At 49.1% G+C, this 21,331-nt stretch carries 14 protein-coding genes; 9 read left to right on the top strand and 5 right to left on the bottom strand.

What is annotated here, in order from left to right; translation table 11 throughout:
• Positions 1–172 precede the first annotated feature (172 nt).
• From NC980_RS08985 to NC980_RS08965, 5 genes are all read left to right on the top strand, one after another.
• Positions 173–1,375 (top strand): argininosuccinate synthase, encoded by a 1,203-nt coding sequence (locus NC980_RS08985; protein WP_190375513.1) that lies wholly within the window; start codon positions 173–175, stop codon positions 1,373–1,375.
• Positions 1,376–1,641: 266 nt separating this feature from the next.
• A complete protein-coding gene (locus tag NC980_RS08980; protein ID WP_190375512.1) occupies positions 1,642–4,656 on the top strand; it encodes a caspase family protein in 3,015 nt (1,004 codons plus the stop codon).
• A 72-nt stretch (positions 4,657–4,728) separates the two neighbouring features.
• Complete coding sequence (locus NC980_RS08975) at positions 4,729–8,901, top strand: DEAD/DEAH box helicase (protein ID WP_190375511.1); 4,173 nt, start codon at positions 4,729–4,731, stop codon at positions 8,899–8,901.
• A gap of 74 nt (positions 8,902–8,975) precedes the next feature.
• A complete protein-coding gene (locus NC980_RS08970) occupies positions 8,976–9,932 on the top strand; it encodes a DUF362 domain-containing protein (RefSeq protein WP_190375510.1) in 957 nt (318 codons plus the stop codon).
• 184 nt (positions 9,933–10,116) lie between these two features.
• The gene (locus NC980_RS08965) at positions 10,117–10,341 is read left to right on the top strand and encodes a hypothetical protein (RefSeq protein WP_190375509.1); all 225 of its coding nucleotides are present in this window, start codon (positions 10,117–10,119) and stop codon (positions 10,339–10,341) included.
• On the opposite strand, the gene ribD is transcribed toward NC980_RS08965, so the two are convergent.
• The 3 genes from ribD to NC980_RS08950 form a co-directional block, all read right to left on the bottom strand.
• Positions 10,324–11,418: a bifunctional diaminohydroxyphosphoribosylaminopyrimidine deaminase/5-amino-6-(5-phosphoribosylamino)uracil reductase RibD gene (gene ribD / locus NC980_RS08960; protein WP_190375508.1), complete on the bottom strand. Its 1,095-nt coding sequence runs from the start codon at positions 11,416–11,418 to the stop codon at positions 10,324–10,326. The genes NC980_RS08965 and ribD overlap by 18 nt on opposite strands.
• Complete coding sequence (locus NC980_RS08955) at positions 11,418–11,954, bottom strand: hypothetical protein (protein ID WP_190375507.1); 537 nt, start codon at positions 11,952–11,954, stop codon at positions 11,418–11,420. The genes ribD and NC980_RS08955 overlap by 1 nt, the downstream gene beginning before the upstream one ends.
• 217 nt (positions 11,955–12,171) lie before the next feature.
• Positions 12,172–15,618: a HEAT repeat domain-containing protein gene (locus NC980_RS08950; RefSeq protein WP_190375506.1), complete on the bottom strand. Its 3,447-nt coding sequence runs from the start codon at positions 15,616–15,618 to the stop codon at positions 12,172–12,174.
• Positions 15,619–16,039: 421 nt separating this feature from the next.
• Here NC980_RS08950 and NC980_RS08945 point away from each other — a divergent pair, with 421 nt between their 5' ends.
• Entirely contained in the window at positions 16,040–16,414 is a 375-nt protein-coding gene (locus NC980_RS08945) for a hypothetical protein (protein ID WP_190375505.1), read from the top strand.
• A gap of 218 nt (positions 16,415–16,632) precedes the next feature.
• The gene (gene wecB, locus NC980_RS08940; RefSeq protein WP_190375504.1) at positions 16,633–17,760 is read left to right on the top strand and encodes a UDP-N-acetylglucosamine 2-epimerase (non-hydrolyzing); all 1,128 of its coding nucleotides are present in this window, start codon (positions 16,633–16,635) and stop codon (positions 17,758–17,760) included.
• On the opposite strand, the gene NC980_RS08935 is transcribed toward wecB, so the two are convergent.
• Positions 17,757–18,737, bottom strand: coding sequence for an ABC transporter ATP-binding protein (locus tag NC980_RS08935; protein WP_190375503.1), 981 nt, complete (start codon positions 18,735–18,737; stop codon positions 17,757–17,759). The two genes, wecB and NC980_RS08935, sit on opposite strands and share 4 nt — an antisense overlap.
• A gap of 125 nt (positions 18,738–18,862) precedes the next feature.
• Between NC980_RS08935 and NC980_RS08930 the strand changes: the two genes are divergently transcribed.
• Positions 18,863–19,009, top strand: a complete 147-nt coding sequence (locus tag NC980_RS08930; protein ID WP_190375502.1) for a hypothetical protein — start codon at positions 18,863–18,865, stop codon at positions 19,007–19,009.
• A gap of 1 nt (position 19,010) precedes the next feature.
• Here the strand turns inward: NC980_RS08930 and NC980_RS08925 are convergent, their stop codons facing one another.
• Positions 19,011–20,606 (bottom strand): DUF697 domain-containing protein, encoded by a 1,596-nt coding sequence (locus NC980_RS08925; RefSeq protein ID WP_190375501.1) that lies wholly within the window; start codon positions 20,604–20,606, stop codon positions 19,011–19,013.
• 145 nt (positions 20,607–20,751) lie between these two features.
• On the opposite strand from NC980_RS08925, the gene NC980_RS08920 reads away from it, so the two are divergent.
• Positions 20,752–21,282, top strand: a complete 531-nt coding sequence (locus tag NC980_RS08920) for a DUF937 domain-containing protein (RefSeq protein WP_190375500.1) — start codon at positions 20,752–20,754, stop codon at positions 21,280–21,282.
• Positions 21,283–21,331: the final 49 nt, after the last annotated feature.

Genomic DNA, 21,331 nt, shown 5'->3' with positions numbered 1-21,331 from the left:
TTCCTAGTATCCTCGATCGTCGTTGAACCTGATTAAGTTCCAAATGGGTTCTCTTCTCAAAACAGTATTGATTTTTAACCTAGATCCTGTACAACTTCTGATCTGTGATACAGAACTTTCGCAGCATCATTGTAAACTTGAGTGTCTTGACGTTACAGAGAGCGGAAATTTTATGGGTCGTGCGAAGAAAGTTGTGCTGGCTTATTCAGGCGGGGTCGATACTTCCGTTTGTATTCCATACCTCAAGCACGAGTGGGGAGTCGAAGAAGTCATCACTTTGGCTGCGGATTTGGGACAGGGGGATGAGTTGGAGCCGATTCGCGAGAAAGCGCTGGCTTCGGGCGCATCCGTATCGCTGGTGGCAGATGCAAAGGTCAACTTTATCAAGGATTACGCATTTCCGGCGATTCAGGCAAATGCCCTGTATGAAAACCGCTATCCGCTCTCGACTGCGTTAGCGCGTCCCTTGATTGCCAAGCTGCTGGTAGATGCAGCCGCAGAATATGGAGCTGATGCCGTAGCGCATGGTTGTACCGGAAAAGGAAATGATCAGGTGCGGTTTGATGTGTCGATCGCTGCCCTCAATCCCGATCTGAAAGTTCTCGCTCCTGCACGAGAATGGGGCATGAGCCGCGAGGAAACGATCGCCTACGGAGAGCGCTTTGGGATTGCATCTCCGGTGAAGAAAAAGTCGCCTTATAGTATCGATCGCAATTTACTCGGTCGCAGTATCGAAGCAGGCCCGCTCGAAGATCCTTGGACAGAACCGCTCGAAGAAATCTATGCGATGACCAAATCGATCGAGAACACGCCGAATGAGCCAGATTACGTCGAAATCGGCTTTGAGATGGGAATTCCTGTGAGCTTGGATGGACGGTCGCTCAACTCGATCGATCTCATCACCGAACTGAATGAGCGCGTTGGCAATCACGGCATCGGGCGGATCGATATGGTTGAGAATCGTCTGGTCGGAATTAAGTCGCGGGAAATCTACGAAACGCCTGCGTTGTTGGTATTGATTCAGGCGCATCGAGATCTAGAAAGTCTGACCTTGACCGCAGATGTAACACACTACAAGCGCGGGATCGAAGAAACCTACTCGCAGATGATTTATAACGGCTTGTGGTACAGCCCGCTTAAGTCGGCGCTAGATGCGTTTGTGCAGAAGACGCAGGAGAAAGTGAGCGGTACGGTTCGGGTGAAATTGTTTAAGGGCAATTCGTCGACCGTCGGTCGCAAGTCCGAAAATTCGCTGTACACGCCCGATTTGGCAACTTACGGGTCAGAAGATCAGTTTGATCACAAAGCGGCGGAAGGATTTATTTACGTCTGGGGACTGCCGACTCGCGTTTGGTCGCAGCAACACCGCAAGTAAGACCATCTATTTTGCAAAGGGGCGTTCTAAGAGCGTCCCTGATTTGCTGTAATTTCTCAGGAGTGTAATTCACAATTGCTTTATCTACACATAGAGTTTGTGAATCTCTGAACGTGATTCAGCCAAAAATCAGTATTTTCCGTCAGTGCTGCTAGTTTGAGCATTTGACTCACCCAATGTCGATCGGTCACAATCGATCGTAGACCGCGAAACAAATTGGGTGCGTCCATCTCACTTCACGACCTCTGAACTAGCGCAACATCATAATGCAATCTACGCTCAAAACTGGACAAGCGAAACTGTGGATTTTACTGATCGGAGTAAGCCGATACGAAGATCGGAAGTTTCCGATCTTGCAATACTCAACGATCGATACTCAGTCTCTTGCGGATGCGTTTGTCGATGTGACTCAAGAGTTTCCCAATACTTCGATTCAGGTGCATCACGATGCTGCTGCAGCACCCTCTTTGAGTGAAGTGAAGGTGAGTTTGCAGACGATCACCGAGCAGGCAAAGCCAGAAGATACTGTCGTTGTTTATTTCTGCGGTCATGCGGCGCTTGATCCGCGCTTGCAGCAGGCAGTATTTTGCTTAGCTGATACGCAGAAAGATGCAATGCGACAAACCGGACTCAGCGCGATCGGATTGTTGGGACTGTTGGGGAATTGTGCGGCAAAGCAACAGGTCTTATGGATCGATGTCTGGCACGCGAACGGGATGACGGCTCAGACGGATGCGGCAGAATTGCTGGATAATCCGGTCGGGCAATTGATTCAGATGTTGCAGCAGCAAGCAATGCAGCATCCTGGATTTCAAGCGCTTCTCTCTTGTAATGCCTCTGGACGTGAAATTCAGCAGTCTTGGAAGTTTCCAGAATTAGGGCATGGAGTGTTTACTCACTTCCTGATCGAAGGACTGCAGGGAGCGGCTGCAAACGCAGAGGGAACTGTGACAACTTCGGTGCTGGGGAACTATGTCCACGATCGCACCGTGGATTATGTCGATCGCAGCAACCAGCAGATAGAGTGGCTGCACCGCGATACAAAAAATCGATCTTCTAAAGCCATTCTGCAAACGCCAGTCCGCATTGGTCAAGCCCAAACCGTTTTGGGCATTAAGCCTAAAGATCCATTAGAGCTTTTGTTTCCAGAAATTGAAGCACCGAATATTGACCCCCCGCTTCCTCGCTCTACTCAGCCCTATCAGCTGCAACTGGAAACCGAGACTATCGTTCCGCCCTCGATCGAGAAACCGAGTACGATCGAGCCTGAGATTCCTATCGTTCAGAAGATTGTTTCTGAGCCTAGTGCTGCTGAACAAGTCGAGCCCGCAATACCAAGCGCGATCGAGCCTACGATTCAAACCATTGCTCTTGACCAGACTGCAATATCACCTGTCGCTGAATGGGTTGAACCTGAGATAATGCCTGTAACCTCTTTTCAAACGATCGCGTCTAACCCTGTTGAATCTGCAACGATCAAGAGCCTAGTTAAATCGCCTGCTTCTAAACCTGTTCGCAAGACAGGGGAGCGTCAAGTTAGACATCTTCAGGAAGCAGCTAGACAGCACTTCAATCAAGCAGGAACGACGCTGACTTCGCTGCAAGGTGCGATCGTGCAAGCCACTCAAGCTGCCGGAGAATTTGCGATCGCACAGCAAACTCAATCAAAGCAACGGGCTGCTCAACTCAAAAGTGCCGTAACTACAAAGATTAGCGCGCTGAATCGATCGATTTCTCAAGCCGCAAGCTCTGGACAAACTCTCTATCATCAACGCGCCTCCGAGCTCGGTCAAATTGCAGCAACCACGGCTCAACTCTCAAAGCAACGCGCTGTCCAACTCAAGAGCGCTGCGACCACAAAGATGAGCGCCTTGAATCAATCGATTTTTCAGACTGCAAGTTCTGGGCAAGCTCTCTATCGTCAGAGAAGCTCAGAAGCAAGTCAAATTGCAGCAACCACGGTGCAGTACCTCGATCGTGCCACTCGAAATCTCACACAATCCACGCTTGAGCAAACCCAGAAGCCTAAAACTCGGAAGATGGTGACAACCGGAGTAAAAATCGTCGGTGTGGTTGCAGTTGCGGGTGTGGGAGTTGGATTATATCAATCTCGCAGTGAGCAAATTGAGACGATACAAAATCTCTCGAGTGCGGCAACCACACAGCTTGAAGCCAATCAAGCTAGAGAAGCGCTCAGCACTGCCCTTGAAGCAGGGCACAAACTTCAGCAAGTCGATCGTCCCTGGAATTTTGTGCCTGAAAGCTTGAAAATTAGCACGATCGTCACATTGCAACAAGCGATCGCAGCATCCGAGCCGCCGTTATCTCCTTTGAGCAATTCGCTTTCAAGTGCTAGCCTTAGCCCGGATCAAAAAACCTTTGCTGTTGTGACCCGCGACAACTCGATTCAACTCTGGCAACGTGCCGGGAATCAGCCTCAGTCGATCCGGGCAGAGTTTAAAGGGCACAAAGCCGCCGTTACCCAGGTAGTGTTTAGTCCAGATGGCAAGCGTCTAGCCTCTGCAAGTCAAGATAAAACGATTAAGCTCTGGAATATTGAGAAGGGCATTCTGATTCAAACGCTCTCCGCTCATACGGAAGCAGTAACGGCACTCAGTTTTCGATCGGACGGGGAAGTGTTGGCATCCGGGAGCGCGGATCAAACGATTAAACTCTGGAATGTTTCCAAAGGTCGGATTCTCGACACATTCAAAGGCCATAATGCAACAGCCAGCGTCATTCGCTTTAGTCCCGATGGTCGAATTCTAGCGGCTGGAACGCTTACGAATACTCTTCATCTTTGGTATCCCGACAGTCAAAATCCGATTCTGCTTGGAACTCACGGTAGTCGCTCTGAAGCACAAGCAATCAACGATCTCGCATTTACCCCGGATGGAAAAACGATCGCTTCAGCCGGATCAGATTCAGCCATTAAGCTCTGGACAGCGGGTAAGGCAAGCTCTGAGCGAGAAACGGTTCCGACTCAGACCTTATCCGGTCATGAAGCGGCGGTCACAAGCATCAGTTTTATTGCAGATGGGAAAGTTCTTGCATCAGGTGGTCGCGATCGCACAATCCGACTGTGGAATATGCAGGACGGAACCTTTTTGAAAACGCTGCTCGGATCTCAAGATCAGATTGAGCAGATTGCGCTTAGTTCAGATAGCAAAACTTTGTTAAGTGTGGGAAACCGCTATGGCTTGAAGATTTGGGACTTTGATCTAGAAACATTAATGCAAACAGGCTGTCGATTAAGTGGTAATGGTTCAGCGTGTTCTTAGAGTTCTCTCTGAGCAGCGATCGAGCTTTCTTGTTATCCTTATTTGCATCCATATTTCCCAGATTGAATGTCAATGGATGCTGAACAAACTCAGTTAATCGATCGCTACCGCAAGCTAGATCCGCTCAAGCGTCAAATTCTGCGCGTCTTTTCAGTGATTTATGAACCTGTGAGCCGCACCGCTTTTTTGAGTTGTTTTAATCCATTAGGCACGAAAGATAAGACTGAGAAGGCTTACACTACCACTGGAATTAAGTCGCATCTCGATCGCTTATTTCAAGATAGCTTTTTAGTTCAGTATTCCGGTCAAGGGCAACAATGTAATCCGTTGATTGTGGAGGTTGCAACTCGTGAAGCAGTTGCACTAGGAGAATTTAATCAGATCGTCAGTGCTATCAATCAACACTTGCCGATTCACTGCTACGGGCAAACAGGGCCCAGATACTTCACCAACGAGCGCCAATTCCTGCGAGAAGTTCGCATTGGAATTTATCAGAATAATATGAAGTCTGTGGCTCAACAGTTCGAGGACTATTACAGATATGGCTATCAAAAGCGGAAGATTACGATCGACGAAGTCTTATCTGATGTTTGTAGCAATCCGTTTGATCCAGATTGGTTTCGGTCTTTAACACCAGATATCTATCAAGCCGGATTGATTGGAATTCTTAGCTATTCTTATTTGCATTTAGTTCCAGCAGATGAAGCGTTCAAACTGCTACAAGAAGATTGTGCAACGGGAGCAACAAAGTTCAATTGGCAGTTTCTATTGCTTGCAGAACAGTTGCTACTACGAGGACGACTGACCGAAGCGGAAGCCGTTTTAGAAAAGTTACCAAGAGAATACCGCGATAGTGGTGCTGCATTGTGGGGATGGTTCAACATTCTCAAAGGTAATGCCGAATCTGCGATCGCCCAGTTTACGATCGCGCTTGCGGCGCTGCGAAAAGGGACTGGAAAACGCAAAGCTTACTTCCAAGCCCCAACTGGATTGTTCTTTATTTTGGCGCTGATCAAAGAAGGCTCTTCAGCACGGCTCGACGAAGCGAAGAACTATGCTGCGAGCGGACGACAAGCAAAACACTGGCTCAGTTTGACCTATGAAACCCTAGAGAAACTCATTCAACTGCAACAAGGTGATATTGCTCAGAAAGAGTGGATTTTTGATCTCGTGCCTTACCGCAATCAGCACAGTCTTGAAACACTGTTGAACTCATTGGCGCTCTATTGGGCAGATGCCGATGCTGCTAAACCCTTGTTGACAAACTCATTAGAAACATTCCATCAATTCGCAAAAGCAGCAGGCTATGATTGGATCGCACTTGAATCTGCACTGCTCTTATCTAAGATCAAGCCTAAAAGTGAGTTTAACGATGTTGCACAACAGTTGCAGCAATCTATGGCGATTACACCCATCATTGATTTACTACGATCGCAGCAACCTTGGGAGCTATGTCTAAACGCACTGGTAAACTTGCAAAAAGAACCCGCTAAACCGACCAAAGGAGAGGCAGAACGGCGTTTAGCCTGGTTTATAACATTACTCAAGAATCAATGGTTACTGCAACCCCGTGAACAATCGATCAACGCTAGAGGGGAATGGGGCAAAGGTCGGAACATTGCGCTAAAACGATTAGATAAGTCGCTACAAGAATTTCCTTACCTCACTGAACAAGATCGCAAAGCTTGTACTGAACTTAAAGCGACTCCAAGTAGCTACTACGGACAGATGGACTATCGTTTCGGAGAGCGAGCGATCGCGGCACTGGTTGGACATCCTCATGTGTTCTGGGAAGATACCAACACGCGCATCGAGATTGTGAAAGGGGAACCCGAACTGATTGTTAAAAAAGGCAGAAACGAAAATCTAAAGCTGCAACTATCACCTGCTGTGAAAGAAAACCAGAGCATTGTAGTTGTGAAAGAAAGCCCGACGCGACTCAAGGTGATCGAAATGACTCTAGAGCATCGTCGGATCGCTGAGATTCTAGGAGCAAAAAATCAGTTAGATGTGCCTGCGATCGCAAAAGATCAAGTCCTTGCCGCCATTCATGCGATTTCTAATCTAGTCACAGTTCATTCTGATATCGGTGGCGGGGTCAGTGCGGAAGAAGTCCCTGCCGATGCGACTCCGAGCATTCATCTCCTACCTGCGGGAACGGGGCTAAAAGTTGCAGTGTTAGTGCGTCCGTTTGCAACAGGCGGATCATACTACCGTCCCGGTATGGGTGGTGAAACAGTGATTGCTGAAGTTGAAGGAAAGCGATTGCAAACGACACGCGATCTAAGACAGGAACGAAAATTAGCAAAGAGCGTTATTGCAGATTGCCGCACGTTAGAAGAGTACGAGGAGGAGGACGGCGAATGGTGGATTGAAGATCCCGAAGCTTGTTTAGAACTGCTGCTTGAACTGCAAGACTTGGGCGATCAGGTGATCATCTCGCATCCCGAAGGCGAGAAGTTCCGCATTCGCAAGCAGGTTGGATTGGGAGATTTTCAGCTTAAGATTCAGCGTCAGCGCGATTGGTTTGAGGCGAGCGGCGAAGTGAAATTAGACGAAGATTCTGTCTTGGAAATGCAGCGACTTCTAGAGTTGCTAGGACAAACACCCAGTCGATTTATTCGCCTAGAGGATGGTCAATTTCTCGCGCTCACGCAAGAATTTCGCAAACGCCTAGATGACTTTAGGGCGATCGCGGAGAATCACGGTAAAAAGACACGCTTTCATCCCCTAGCAGCAGTCGCGATCGAAGACTGGATGGATGAAGTTGGAGAACTTGAAGCTGACAAATATTGGCAGCAACATATCAAGAAATTGAAAGAAGTTGAAGCACTTGATCTCATCGTTCCATCAACGTTACAGGCGGAACTAAGAGAGTATCAAATTGAAGGGTTTCGCTGGATGGCAAAACTGGCGCATTGGGGCGTTGGGGCGTGCTTAGCGGACGGCATGGGACTTGGAAAGACCTTGCAATCGATCGCGCTTATTCTCACCCGTGCTGCTAACGGAGCAACGCTAGTAATTGCCCCTACTTCGGTTTGTCTGAATTGGATTAGCGAGATTGATCGATTTGCGCCCACATTGAATGTTATTCAATTCGGTAGCGGCGATCGCCAGAAAGTCATCGATCGATTACAACCTTTTGACGTTCTGATTTGCAGCTACGGCTTGCTTCAGCAAGATGATGTGGCGCAACTGTTAGCAAAAGTGAAATGGGAAACGATCATTCTCGATGAAGCCCAATCGATCAAAAATTTTGCAACGAAGCGATCGCAAGCTGCAATGAATTTACAAGGTGGATTCAAACTCATTACAACGGGAACGCCGATCGAAAATCACCTAGGCGAATTATGGAATTTATTCAGATTTATTAATCCTGGATTACTTGGATCGCTAGAGCAATTTAATGAGCGATTTGCTGTCCCGATCGAACGCTTCGAGGACAAACAAGCCCGCACTCGCTTAAGAAAGCTGATTCAACCCTTCCTCCTCCGCCGCACGAAAAGCCAAGTGTTACAAGAACTTCCCTCGCGTACTGAAATTGTTCTGCACGTCGAACTCAGTACCGAGGAACGGCTATTCTACGAAGCACTGAGAAAGAGCGCGATCGAACGTCTTGCCGAATCTGATGCTACCGCAGGTCAAAAACATCTACAGGTGCTGGCGGAACTCATGAAGCTGCGTCGGGCTTGCTGCAATTCCCGCTTAGTCACCCCGAAATCACCGCTACCGAGTGCGAAACTTCAGCTATTCGGGGAAGTGCTAGAAGAATTATTAGACAACCGCCATAAAGTTCTAGTCTTTAGTCAGTTTGTCGATCACCTACACATCTTGCGCGAATATTTGGACGAAAAAGCGATCGCCTATCAATATCTCGACGGCAGCACCTCAACTCCCGAACGCAAAAAACGCATTGATGCGTTTCAATCTGGAATCGGGGATGTCTTTCTCATCAGCCTGAAAGCAGGAGGAACTGGACTGAACCTGACTGCTGCGGACTATGTAATTCACATGGATCCGTGGTGGAACCCAGCGGTTGAAGATCAAGCCAGCGATCGTGCTCATCGCATCGGTCAACAGCGTCCGGTGACAATCTACCGACTGGTGGCGAAAGATACGATCGAAGATCAAATCGTAGACTTGCACCAACACAAACGCGAACTCGCTGACAGCCTACTTGAAGGCACAGAGATTAGCGGCAAGGTCTCTACTGAAGACCTACTGCAACTAATTCAAGCCGGTTAGGGCGATCGCTCCTCCAAATTGGAATTTTTAGCAATCAGAGTTACAGTATTCAAAAAACTTCACCTCACTGACCTATGAAACCTGCCGTTAGTTTGCTGCGTGTCACATCTTACGATCTCGTTGAACTCCGCGCAGCCCTCGAAACCCTACTCGAACCGCTCGGAGGAATCGGCGGCATCGTCAAACCCGGCGATCGTGTTCTGCTCAAACCGAATCTGCTCACAGGCGCGCGTCCTGGAAAAGAATGCGTCACCCGCCCAGAAATCGTCTACTGTGTCGCGAAAATGGTGCAGGAGGCAGGCGGAAAGCCGTTTCTTGGAGATAGCCCTGCGTTTGGGAGCGCCCTTGGAGTCGCTAAAGCCAGTGGTTACTTACCCTTAACCGAATCGCTCAACTTGCCGATCGTCGAATTCAAAGGCAAACGCTACGAAACGATCGGCGAAGAATTCAACCATCTGTTGCTGTGCAAGGAAGCGATCGAAGCCGATGTCGTGATTAACTTACCTAAAGTAAAATCTCACGTGCAACTGACCGTAACAATGGGCGTGAAGAATCTGTTCGGCTGCGTTCCTGGCAAAATGAAAGCTTGGTGGCACATGGAAGCCGGAAAAGATCCCGATCGCTTCGGCACAATGCTGGTCGAAACAGCTCGCACGATCAACCCAGACCTCACGATTATTGACGGCATTATCGGCCATGAAGGCAACGGGCCGAGCGGCGGCGAGCCGAGAAATTTAGGTGTATTGGGGGCATCGCAGAACGTATTTGCGCTCGATCGCGCCATTGTTGACATTCTCAAAGTCGATCCCGGAGCGGTTCCGACCCTGATCGCAAGTCAGTGCTTAGGGCTCTGCTCAACGATCGACGAAATCGAGTTTCCGCACCTTTGCCCGATCGATTTACAAATCCCAGATTGGCGACCCCCTGACAAAATGATGCCGATCGATTTTGGCGCGCCTCGCATTCTCAAATCCACCTTTAAGCATCTTTACATCCGATTTATCAAAGAACCGATGGCAGCCTATCGCTGAGCCAAAACATGGGCTTAGAACATGAGCTTAGAACAAAGGGTGAGAAAAATTTATGGGGTTCAGCCCTTGGATTACGCGCTGTAATGCCTTAATGATCTTTTAATAACAGTTGTTTCAGCTTGTAAGGTCTACCCCTACTTCTGGGCAGATTCAGTATCGTAAAAGAACCTCACCCTTCGTTCTTATGAATCCAACTCTTCTCCGCCAAATCTGGGCAATCGTTGAAGCGACTCAAGCCACACATCTTCTAAACCTTGATGATGCTCATCTTGTTCAGTCTCTTCTCAGGCAGTTCAGCATTCAACAACCGCTCAACTCTGAAGAAATGAAACTCCTCTCAAGCTATCTCCATTCACGAGTGAATTTAATTCGTGACTTGGCCTCCGATCGCTTAGCCGTTCTCGCCTAAATACCCTTCAATCAATAAATCCGACTCGATCGTTTGCCACCTCACTCGCGCTAACTGAATCGCGTCCGTCATCTTCTCTAAACCTAAATCTCCGATCGGCGTTGGGGCATCGCTTCCGCCAATAATTTTCGGTGCCACAAACGCCCAAACTTTTTGTACACAGCCTTGTGCAATCGCCTGAGCTGCTAATATACCCCCACATTCCCACAGCACCGTATTCAAGCCGCGATCGTACAACTGCATCATCACCGCATCAGGCGTTAACTCCTCTAAATTCACGACCTCAACACCCTGTTGGATAAGATTTGTTTGAACAGCTTGGTCGGCGTTCAACTGAGTGAATACGATCGTCGATGCACTCTCTGTATTCCAAAGATTCGCTTTCAGCGGCAGATTGAGAGTTCGACTCATCACGACCCGCAGTGGTTGATGTTGAGAGAGTCCGTGTGTCGTCAACTGCGGATTATCTTTACGAACCGTATTGCCGCCGATGACGATCACGTCACACATTGTTCTGAGTTGATGAACCCGATGTCGCGATGCTTCACCTGTCACCCAACTGCTATGTCCGCTAGTTGCGGCAATCTTGCCATCCAGCGTCATTGCATATTTGAGAATGCCAAACGGACGATGCCGCAAGATTCGATGCACAAACGCCTCATTCAGCGTCTGACAATCCGCTTCCTCAACCCCGACACTCACTTCAATCCCTGCCTGTTTTAAAGTCGCAATTCCGCTGCCTGCGACCTTTGGATTCGGATCAACCATACCAACCACTACACGCCGAATTCCCGCTTCAACTACGGCTTCCGAGCAAGGCGGCGTTCTGCCGTAATGATTACAAGGCTCCAGATTGACGTATAGCGTTGCTCCTTGCGATCTCGCTCCCGCCTGTCTCAGCGCAAACACTTCTGCATGTGGCTCTCCCGCTTTCGGATGAAACCCTTCCCCAACAATTTCTTCTTCATCCGCCACAATAACGCAGCCTACCATCGGATTCGGCGCTGTCCGCCCGATCGCAGTTCGCGCCAACTCCAAGCAGCGCTGCATCATCGCTCGATCAAACGCTGCCGACATTAGTACAGACTGCTAGAAGTCGAGTAATGGCTCAAAATCTCCTGTCCCCACCGTACCAACCGCTCTGAGCCTTCGATCATCAGCAAATACTGACCACGATCGAGATGGTGACGATAAATACTGGCAGTCGTCCCCTCTCCAAACAATCCAAACAGCGCTCCAATCACTGCCCCTAAAAAGCCACTGACGATCGACAACGCCGGAATTAATAAAGGATTTTGCAGCTCTGGAATGCTCAACCAGCCCATGTGACCTGCAACGACAAATAGCAGTCCTGTGATCGCGCCGATCGTCCCAAGGGTCACACTCAGAAGCCGTGCTTTGCGAACGGCAAGCTGCATCGGCTTCATCAGGCCGACGCTTTCGGGATTGCTGTAACCTGTACCGACGATCGCAAGGTGTTCAGGGGAAATGCCGTGATAATGGAGCAGGCGGTAGGCTTGAAAAACAGAAGCTTCGTCCGGGAAAACCATCACGGCAAGGAAAGATTGACGACGCATCAAGCCATTTTTGCGGAGAAACCGTGTAACTGACACAGGAGTAGCTCAGGAATAGCAATTTATCCCTGAATTCTAAACCCTCTCGCTTGATTTACCTATGCACCGAAGGAGGAATTTAATTATTGTTTTTATCAGTTTTATAACAACTTTGTTACAAGAAGATTAGCTCTAGATCAGTCACAGGTTTACAGGATTGGATAGAGAAGCTTGTCCCACTTTATATCTCTCCCTACTCTTACAGCGAATGCGAGGTTTAGTTGCGATCGTGCCCTTGGCTTGTCCCTCCCAGCGCTGCCACGATGACTTCTGCTTCGCCGCTAATGCGCCACAGTGTCCGACTAGCTTCCTTGCTAACCAACTCATATTCGCCTCGAAACGACTCAATCAACGCGGGAATGGCAGATTTCGCGTCTGGCCCGATACAACCGAGGGCATAAGCTGCCACCCATCGAACTTGCCAATCTTCATCCTTAAGCGCAGCAATCAAGGCAGGGATTGCTGGCTTTGCTGCGGCATTAAAACTCGCTAAAACCCAAGCGGCGCTGCTCCGAACATAAGCCACTTTCGAGTCCAGAGCGCTAATCAAAGCTGGAAGTGAGCTAATACCGAGCTTACCCAGCGTTGCAATCGCTTCTCCGCTGACTCGTCGATCCTCGTCGCGTAAGCGTTCTACCAAAGCGGGAATTGCAGTTCGCGCTTCAGGACCGATGTTCCCGATCGTCCGTGCCACTTCCCGCCGGATGCACCAATCGCGATCCTGAAACTCCCGAATTAGCGCAGGCAACACATTTTTCGATGCCGTACCCAGTTCTCCAAGCTCTCGGATCGCTTCAATCCGCGCGATCGCCTCTCCGGTTGAAAGCATTGGCGTTAAGCGTCTCAGTCGTTGCTCGATCTGAGATTTACGCAACACCTCCGCGCTCAGCCCGACTCGCTGCCCCAGTTCTTCGAGAACAAAATCCGGCACATCAATCTCGGTACTCCGCGTTAAGCAACAATCCCGCATCGCCAGCAAGAATCCTTGAATCGTGTCCGGCGCACCCGGCATGGTATCTGCCTGCATCAACCAGGTACTCCACGCCGTGCGATCGTTCTGATATTGTTCTACTAAATGCAGCGCGGCTAAACACTCGGCTAGCGGGTCAAGAGAAAATGTGATTTGATCTTGGGCAGGGCCGATCGCATGGACAATTCGCAATCGTTTTTCCAGGTGCCTGAGCCTTGCTTTTACGGTCTCTTCGTCTGCCTCAGTTTGAGCTTGCAGCGCATCCAGAATTGCTTCGCGTTTCGCTGGAGCCGGACGATAAAAATGCTTCAGGCATTCCCAAGCAATAATTTTTGTGTCTTCATGCACCGTGAGATTATCTGGCTCATCTTCTGCTGCATCGCGATTCAGCTCGTTGAGATAACTCAGCATCAAGTCCGGAATATTATCCGGTAGAACGCCCTCACTGCCTTCTTTTTTCGCGATCATCTGCTCTGCGTAAAGCTTTGCCAGTAGAACGGTGATATTACGCTGTCCTACCATTCTCGATAGTTGACTACACGCATCAAAGTATTCGGCATCTGTGAATAATTCCCGCTTGTGGCGTTGATTCAAATACGCTTCCAGAAATGAAGACAAGCGATTTCCTTCGATCCGTAGGGGCTTCACGGTTGTTTTGGGAACCTCGTCTAAGGTTTCTTCAACCCGCGAGGTGACAACCAAAGCGTTGGCTGGAAAGTCAGGATGTCCGGGGCGGATTTGCTGGCGTGTTTCTTCGCTCAGTTCAGATAGTCGATCGACAATTACCAAAATTCGTCGCTGTCTCAGCAATTTCTCTAAAAATTTATCGCAGAGTGGATCGGCGGCATCAATCAAGGCTTGCAGTTGTCCCCGAATTGCCTCACGGAACGGACTCTTCTCTTCGGGTAGCTTGAAATCTAGTTCCTGCTCGATCAGAACAGGCAGCATTCGATGCCGACTTAAGCGCTCATCCGGATCGTCTGACATTGCCCATTTTGCCAAGTGACAGGCGAGGCTCGTTTTTCCGACTCCACCCTCGCCCCAGATTAACAAGCACTGCCGCCCGTCCCAAAACGTTGTGTGTAAATCATGGCTGCTCAGTTCTGCGATCGCGTTGCCGTCCATCACCACCGGAATTGGAATATACACCTTGCGATCGCTGACCGTGCTTTTGTGAGCAAATGCCTCCCGTGCAACGTTAATCTGCTGCTTCACCCACGCATCTAACACTCGCGGGTGATAATGCAACCAACCAATAAACAACACGAACCGCAATGGAATTTTAATACTGCCGCCTAAAGGACTCGCAATCTCAAAATCCGTGTAAGGTTGTAGTGCATTATTTAATTTAAGTAACCATAGGGGACGAACGAGTAATACAGTGAGCCACAGCGATGGCATCGATAACAGATAAAGCGCGATCAATGCGGCTGCGGGATTCGCCTGTGACCACTCAAACACCCGCTCGAATAGCCGCGAATCCTTTTCGTTCTTAAGAACGTTGAGCGATCGACGCACAGTAGCGGTAACTTCTTCGTTAAACTGAGCTTGCGGGTTTCCCAGAATAGGCAATGCTGATTCGAGAGTGCTGTAAGCCGCAACTAGCTCGGAAGCAGATAGCTTTGCCGCTTTATCCTGCAATACCCCTGCCAATCGTCCCACGGATACTGCGGCGTTGATCCGCACTCCTGAATCCTCATCTTTGAGTGCATTAACTAACTTTGGCAGCGCCGATCGTGCATTCATTCCGATCCGCCCCAGCGCAGTTGCCGCACTAGAGCGGACATCTTTATCCAGATCTTTGAGCAGATAAGTCAGTTCCGGAACCGCTGCGCCTGCCGCTGCGCCAATTCGCCCTAATGCTAGTGCTGCAAACAATCGAGTTTTGCGATCGGGATGCTGCAAAGTGCTTCTCAGTTGCGGAACGGCTGCACTTGCCTCTCCTGCAAACGCCCCTAAAGTCGATGCAGTGGTCATCCGAATTTCTGCATCTGGGTCGGCTAGCAACTGCGCCAAGATGGGCACTGCTGATTTAGCATCTGCGCCTAGCTTACTGAGGGCAACGATCGCCGCTAGTCGTATGTCTCTTTCCGCTGCATTCAGCGCATCGGTGAGCGCAGGAATTGCAGGTTTAGCATCGGCTCCAATCTCTGCGATCACGTTAATCGCTTTAATCCGAACAGTGCGATTTGGATCTTCAAGCGCGGCAGTTAAATCTGGGACGGCTTCCTTTGCTGCACTGCCAAACTTGCTAATGGCTTGTGTCGCACCGATACGAATGTCGGCATCTTTGTCTTTAAGTGCAATCATCAAGGCTGGAATCGCGCTTTTTTCGGGATTTTCTACTTTTGAAAGCGCAGCTAAAGCGGCAAGCCGAATTTCTTTAGATGAACTACTGATCGCTTCGATGAAAACTGGAGTTGCAGCTTTGGCGTTCAGCTCACCCAACCTGGCAATTGCAAACAAGCGCGATCGTTGCGGTTCTTTCTCGTTCTGAGCAAGGGCGATCAGGGCTGCGATCGTGGGCTTGCCGCGCTTTTTGAGATCTACGGCGGATTGTTCTGTCGTTACCAGCTTGCGTATTTCTGCGGGTGTCGTTTGTGCTGAGCCTGAACTTGAGGCGAGTGTTAGCGCCAGACATAACAGCGTTGCTTGACTCGCTAATGTGAAAATCTTGGGGGTGTGCGCTGCCATAGAAAAAGCCTGCAAACGAGATCCATCGTATGCAGGGCTACAACTCGGATTTGGATGCGGATGAATTTTACGGTGAGAAGATTCGTAAAATTCCTAGTCTTCAAACACGATGCAACCCTGACTCCGTAATAGTTCCCAGAGAGATCGACTAAATAACGCGATCTTCCAGGCAAAAGCAGCGCTCTAACTGGTTCGATCAAACTTCCTTCTGCTAAGTATTTATTTTCAGGGCGAGATGAGAGCAAAAATCAGTGATTAAACTCAATGAGCGTCATAGATTAATTCGTTGTTTAAACTTTCTTTAATTACTATTCACCATTTCTAATCTTTTCCCTATACTGACTTTCATAAGAGCGGTTAGTTAAGCCGCACCGAAAAAGTTTTCGCATTTTCAATAAACCTTATCTTTAGGAGTAAAGTGATGACCCTGGCAAACAGTCAAAGCCTGGAAAATTCTCATATCTTGTTTACCTTGAAAAGCTTCTTAATCTGGGTCTTTACACTGACTGTCTGCATGATTGTGATTGGTTTTCCGGTGTTTGTTTTAGTCGTTTCAGTAAGTGCTGTCGCCGCATTTGCATTGAATGCAATTCTGCCTTTTAGCTCGATTCTGTTTGTATCGGCGCTCGTGATTGGCGTTCATGCTTTTGGGATTATGTTTGCGGCAGCATGGTTGACGGCAAAAGGCATTCATCCTCAAGAAGTTGAGTTTCTGCGCTGGTTGAATGGTAAAGAAAACCCGTTGCATACTTCGGTGTATGCGTCTTGCCCCTTAACTTGTGAACTCAGCGAATAAGCTTCGCATCAATATCATTCGGTGAACTGGTCTGACACGCCCGACTTTGGTCGGGCTTTTTTATGAGTGTTTACTTTACACTTCTTTATATGTTTTAATCGCAGTTCCCGAATTATGATGAGTGGACGATCGACTCCGGATTCTTAAGTCTTATCTCTTTAAGCCCTATCTAAGTCGAATACCGCTAAGTAAAGTTTTGCTGAGTTGAGTGAGTTCCCATGCTAAAGTTACCGATTCCGATCTGTGTGATTGTGGGAACGCGCCCCGAAGCAATCAAGATGGCTCCGGTAATTCAAGCGTTTGGGCGATCGCCTGTGTTTGATACGCAGGTCGTTCTGACGGGTCAGCATCGCGAGATGGTGGATCAAGTGATGCAATTGTTCGATTTGTCTGCACAGCACGATCTGGCGATCATGCAGCCAAAGCAAACGCTGACAGATATTACCTGTTGGGCACTGCGGGGATTAGAAGAGTTATTTCAGAGGCTTCAGCCGCGAATGGTTTTAGTGCAGGGAGATACGACGACCGCATTTGCGGCAGCACTGGCAGCGTTTTATCAAAAAATCCCGATCGCTCACGTTGAAGCAGGATTGCGAACGGAGAATATTTTTAATCCATATCCGGAAGAGGCAAATCGACGATTAGTTTCGCAAATCGCTCAGCTTCATTTTGCACCGACCTCGCTTTCCGTGGAAAATTTGCAGCGATCGGGGGTGTTGCGTGAGATTCATCAAACCGGAAATACGGTGATCGACGCGCTGTTAACGGTTGCCGATCGACATCCTCCTTGCGAGATTCCCGGGTTGGATTGGTCGAAGTACCGCACGATTTTGGCAACGGTGCATCGTCGTGAAAACTGGGGACAACCGCTCGAAGATATTGCTCAAGGGTTTCTCAAAGTTTTAACTCAGTTTGAAGATACGGCGTTGCTGCTGCCGTTACACCGCAATCCGACCGTTCGAGAGCCGTTAACTGCAATTCTCGGCGATCACCCACGAGTGTTTTTAACTGAACCGCTTGACTATACAGATCTGGTCGGCGCGATGCAGCGATGTTATTTATTGCTAACAGATTCGGGTGGAATTCAAGAAGAGGCACCAAGTTTAGGTAAGCCTGTTTTGGTGCTGCGGGAGACAACTGAGCGACCAGAGGCAATCATGGCAGGGACTGCTAAGTTGATTGGAACAAACGCGGACAATATTTTGAAGGAAGCGGGTGAACTGTTGAGTAGTTCGATCGCTTATCAAACGATGGCAAATGCTGTCAGTCCGTTCGGAGATGGTTTGGCTTCTGAAAGAATTGTTCAGATTGTAGAACGGTACTTGTCAGGAGCGACTGAAGCTTAGCTACTTGCCTGAATTCCCCGCGCTCTTATCTGATTCACAAAAAATTCTTCAAGCGAAGGACGCGCCAGATCGATCGAAATCAGTTGCCCATTCATCAAGCGCAAACTGCCTAGGAAATCTTGAGGTTCGCCCTGAAGATTTCCTGTCCACAGTCCATCTTGAAGTTCCAAATCTGGAATCCATTGATGCAGCATTTCTGGTTTTCCGCCTTTGACCGAAACGCGATACTGCTCAGCCGTTCCAAGAAGCTCTTGCATCGAGCCGATTGCAATCAGTTCGCCTTTTGCCAGCAGCGCCACGCGATCGCAAATCTTCTCCACATCCGACAGCACATGGCTGTTAAAGAAAATTGTTTTGCCCTGTGATTTGAGCGACAAAATAATCTCACGCATTTGGTAACGTCCCAGCGGATCGAGTCCTGACATCGGCTCGTCCAGAAACACCAAATCTGGATTGTTGATCAATGCTTGCGCCATTCCAATGCGTTGCAGCATTCCTTTTGAGTATTGCCGCAATTGTTTTTTCTTCGCAGCAGACTGAGCTAAACCGACGAGATCGAGCAGTTCAGGAATTCGTTTGCGCTGTTGCGATCGCTCAATTCCAAATAAATCTCCGGCGAAATTCAGCACCTCCCAGCCTGTGAGATAGTCATAAAAATAGGGATTTTCGGGGAGATAGCCAATGCGTTGCTTCACGGTGCGATCGCCAAGAGAAGCGCCTAGCAAAGTGGCCCGCCCTGATGAGGGACGCACGATTCCCAATAGCGTTTTGAGCAAGGTTGTTTTTCCGGCTCCATTCTGTCCGAGCAACCCAAATGTTTCACCCTCGTATACGGTGAGACTGACGGAGTTCAGAGAAGGCACCTTCTTATTCATCCAGAACCCAGTGCGGTAGATTTTACCGAGTTCGTAGGTTTGAAGCGCGATCAAACGTTCAATAACTGGAAGTTGAAGGCGAGTTGCAACAGCAGAATCCATAGGTACTCCAAGCTCTACTGAGTAGCCATTTAACCACCTCCTATCATTCCCGCCGCAGTAATTTTTGCGATCGTCCCTCCGCGAAATTTTGTAAACTTTGGTTAGAAGCGTATCTTTCCTCGTTTATGACTCGTTCAAAATTTGTTGCAGTGCTGACCGGAATTATCTCTCTGGTGCTGGGTGTGGGTTACTTGTTGCTGGTTCAATTGCTCGATTTTCGCGGGGAAATGCTTCCGGCTCCGATCGAAGTAATCCCGCCCTTGTTCTTCTAAATTATTTCCAATCGTCGATCGTATCTTCGGACGATCGCGGAATTTCCTCGTACTCTGGCATTCTTAATTCTTCTAAAGGTTCTGGTGCTTCTGCTTTCATCTCAAGCTGCAACGGTCGAATCACTCGCGTCACTGCCTCTTGCATAAACGCTTTGATAAACTCATCGCGCCGATTGAGTTGGAACTGCTTCTGCACTACTTCTGAGATGCCACCATCGCCCCAGTTCTGAGCATTGCGGAAATATTCGATAAAGCTCCGACCTGCAATGCGCGTTAGATAGGCAGCGCTCACCCCTTGAATGGCTCGACCCGCAATGAAGCCTGCAACACTGAATTGCATCGCAGTGGTCACAACCTCGATCGCACCTCGAACAATCCCCAATCCTACCAGCGTTTTTGCAAGTGAAATCGCCATCTCCCGCGCATGGTCGATCGTAATCTCACACCCATAAATTCGCCCAATTTCAACCACCATCTGAGCATTTACCGCCGCTGTTGCCAGCAAATCAATGACTGGGATTGGTGTCCCAGCAATCACCCCGGCTCCGATCCACTGATAGCGATCGACTAATTTCTCTGCTTGTCTGCGTCGTTGCTCATCAATCAATCGCCGTGCTTCTTCGCCTAAACGCTGCGACTGAATCAGAATATTGTCCGCCAGCAGATCTTCGCCCTCAGTCCGTAGAATCTGGGCAATGCGATCAATCAGCGCTGTCATTTCCGGGTCAGGATAGAGCCACTCTCCGGTTTCGGTCCGCATCGCTGGAGGATTTGCCGCGATCGCCACAACATCCTCGAATGCTACCGTCCCGCGTACTCGCTGCCGTAACCGCGCCAAAATTGCCTCTAAATCTTCCTCGGTGTAGAGATCTGCTTTGTTGAGAACCAGGATCGATCGCTTGCCAATTTGCGTTAACGCCTGCAAGGGTTCATACTCCGACTGCCGCAAGTCGTTATCCAGCACAAAAAGAATCAAATCCGCTTCAGTCGCCAATCGTCGTGCGATCGTTTCTCGCTCCGTTCCTACGACTCCCGCTTCCAGAATTCCAGGGGTATCCGTGATGATGATCTCTCGATCGACTCCGCTTAACTTCAATCGATGCGTTGCGCCTGCTTCCGTTGTGCCCATCGGTGCGCCCACTTCCCCGACAATCTGCCCCATGAGCGCATTAATCAGGGAAGTTTTCCCGGCTGATCCCGTCCCAAACACCACAAGCCGAAATTCCCCTCGCGCTAAATCTTGTTCAATCAGCTTCGATCGCAACATCAATTCTCGTCGTGCAATCTCATCCTGAATCTGCGCGACCTGCTGCCGAACTGCTTGTAAATTCTCTTGTGCCGCTTCTGTTTTGACTTCTGAAACCTTAGGAATTGCCCGCCTGCGGCGTTTGGTTTGATTTGGCAACCAGAAAAAATAATAGGTAAAGGCTGCAATCAAAACCGCCAGCAGCACAATTACCAGAAAAATTACCAGATTCGCCAGAAATGGATTTGCGATCGCCCAACTTAATCGCGTGATCGAGTCGATTAGCCAGATCACCAGTCCCAGGATCACCGCAATACCGACAACCAGCGTAATCAGTCGAGATAGGCGCATGACTTTTACTTAGAGCGACTTTTCTCTATTGTGGCGGATCTGCCTCTTATCGATAAGCAACCTGAACGATCGTCAGTTGAATTTCTGAGCAAGATTTTCTATCTTCAAAACGTCGATACTTTCAAAATTCTAAAACGCAAAAACTATGAGCCTTTTTGATCAAATCGTCAGCGCTGTCTCTAATCCCCAGCAGCAAGCCTCTACTAACCAACTCGGCAGCATTTTAGGTGTTGCTCAGCAAGTCGCAGGCAATCAAGGACTCGATCCAAATCTCACCCAGACGGTAATGTCGTTGCTCGGTGGGCATGTGCGATCGTCCTTGCAGCAAACGCAAGCCACTCAAGGCAATGCTCAGGTGCAAAACTTGGTCAGTCAATTTGCGGGACTCGGCAGTAATCCTCAAGCCGTTAACACGCTCTTCCCAGGGGCTGCCCAGCAGCAGGTGTCTGAAAATATTGCACAACAAACTGGACTGAACCCAGGCATGATTCAGTCAATGCTGCCCGTGCTTGTGCCGCTGGTTCTCAATCTCCTGCAAAGCGGCTCGATGCAGCAGGGCGCTCAATCGGGCGGTGGAAACCCAGTGCTGAATACCTTTCTCGATGCAGATCGCGACGGCGATGTCGATGTCGGTGATGTCATGGGCATGGCTGGGCGATTCTTAGGTCAACGCTAAACGCTAGTCACCCAGAAAGCAAGAAAGCGGACAGGATCTTGAACCTGCC

This window comes from Leptolyngbya sp. AS-A5, from assembly GCF_039962495.1.
Taxonomy (GTDB): Bacteria; Cyanobacteriota; Cyanobacteriia; order Leptolyngbyales; family Leptolyngbyaceae; genus Leptolyngbya.
The sequence above is the reverse complement of the archived record's forward strand: the minus strand, read 5'-3'. Positions and strand labels throughout refer to the sequence as shown.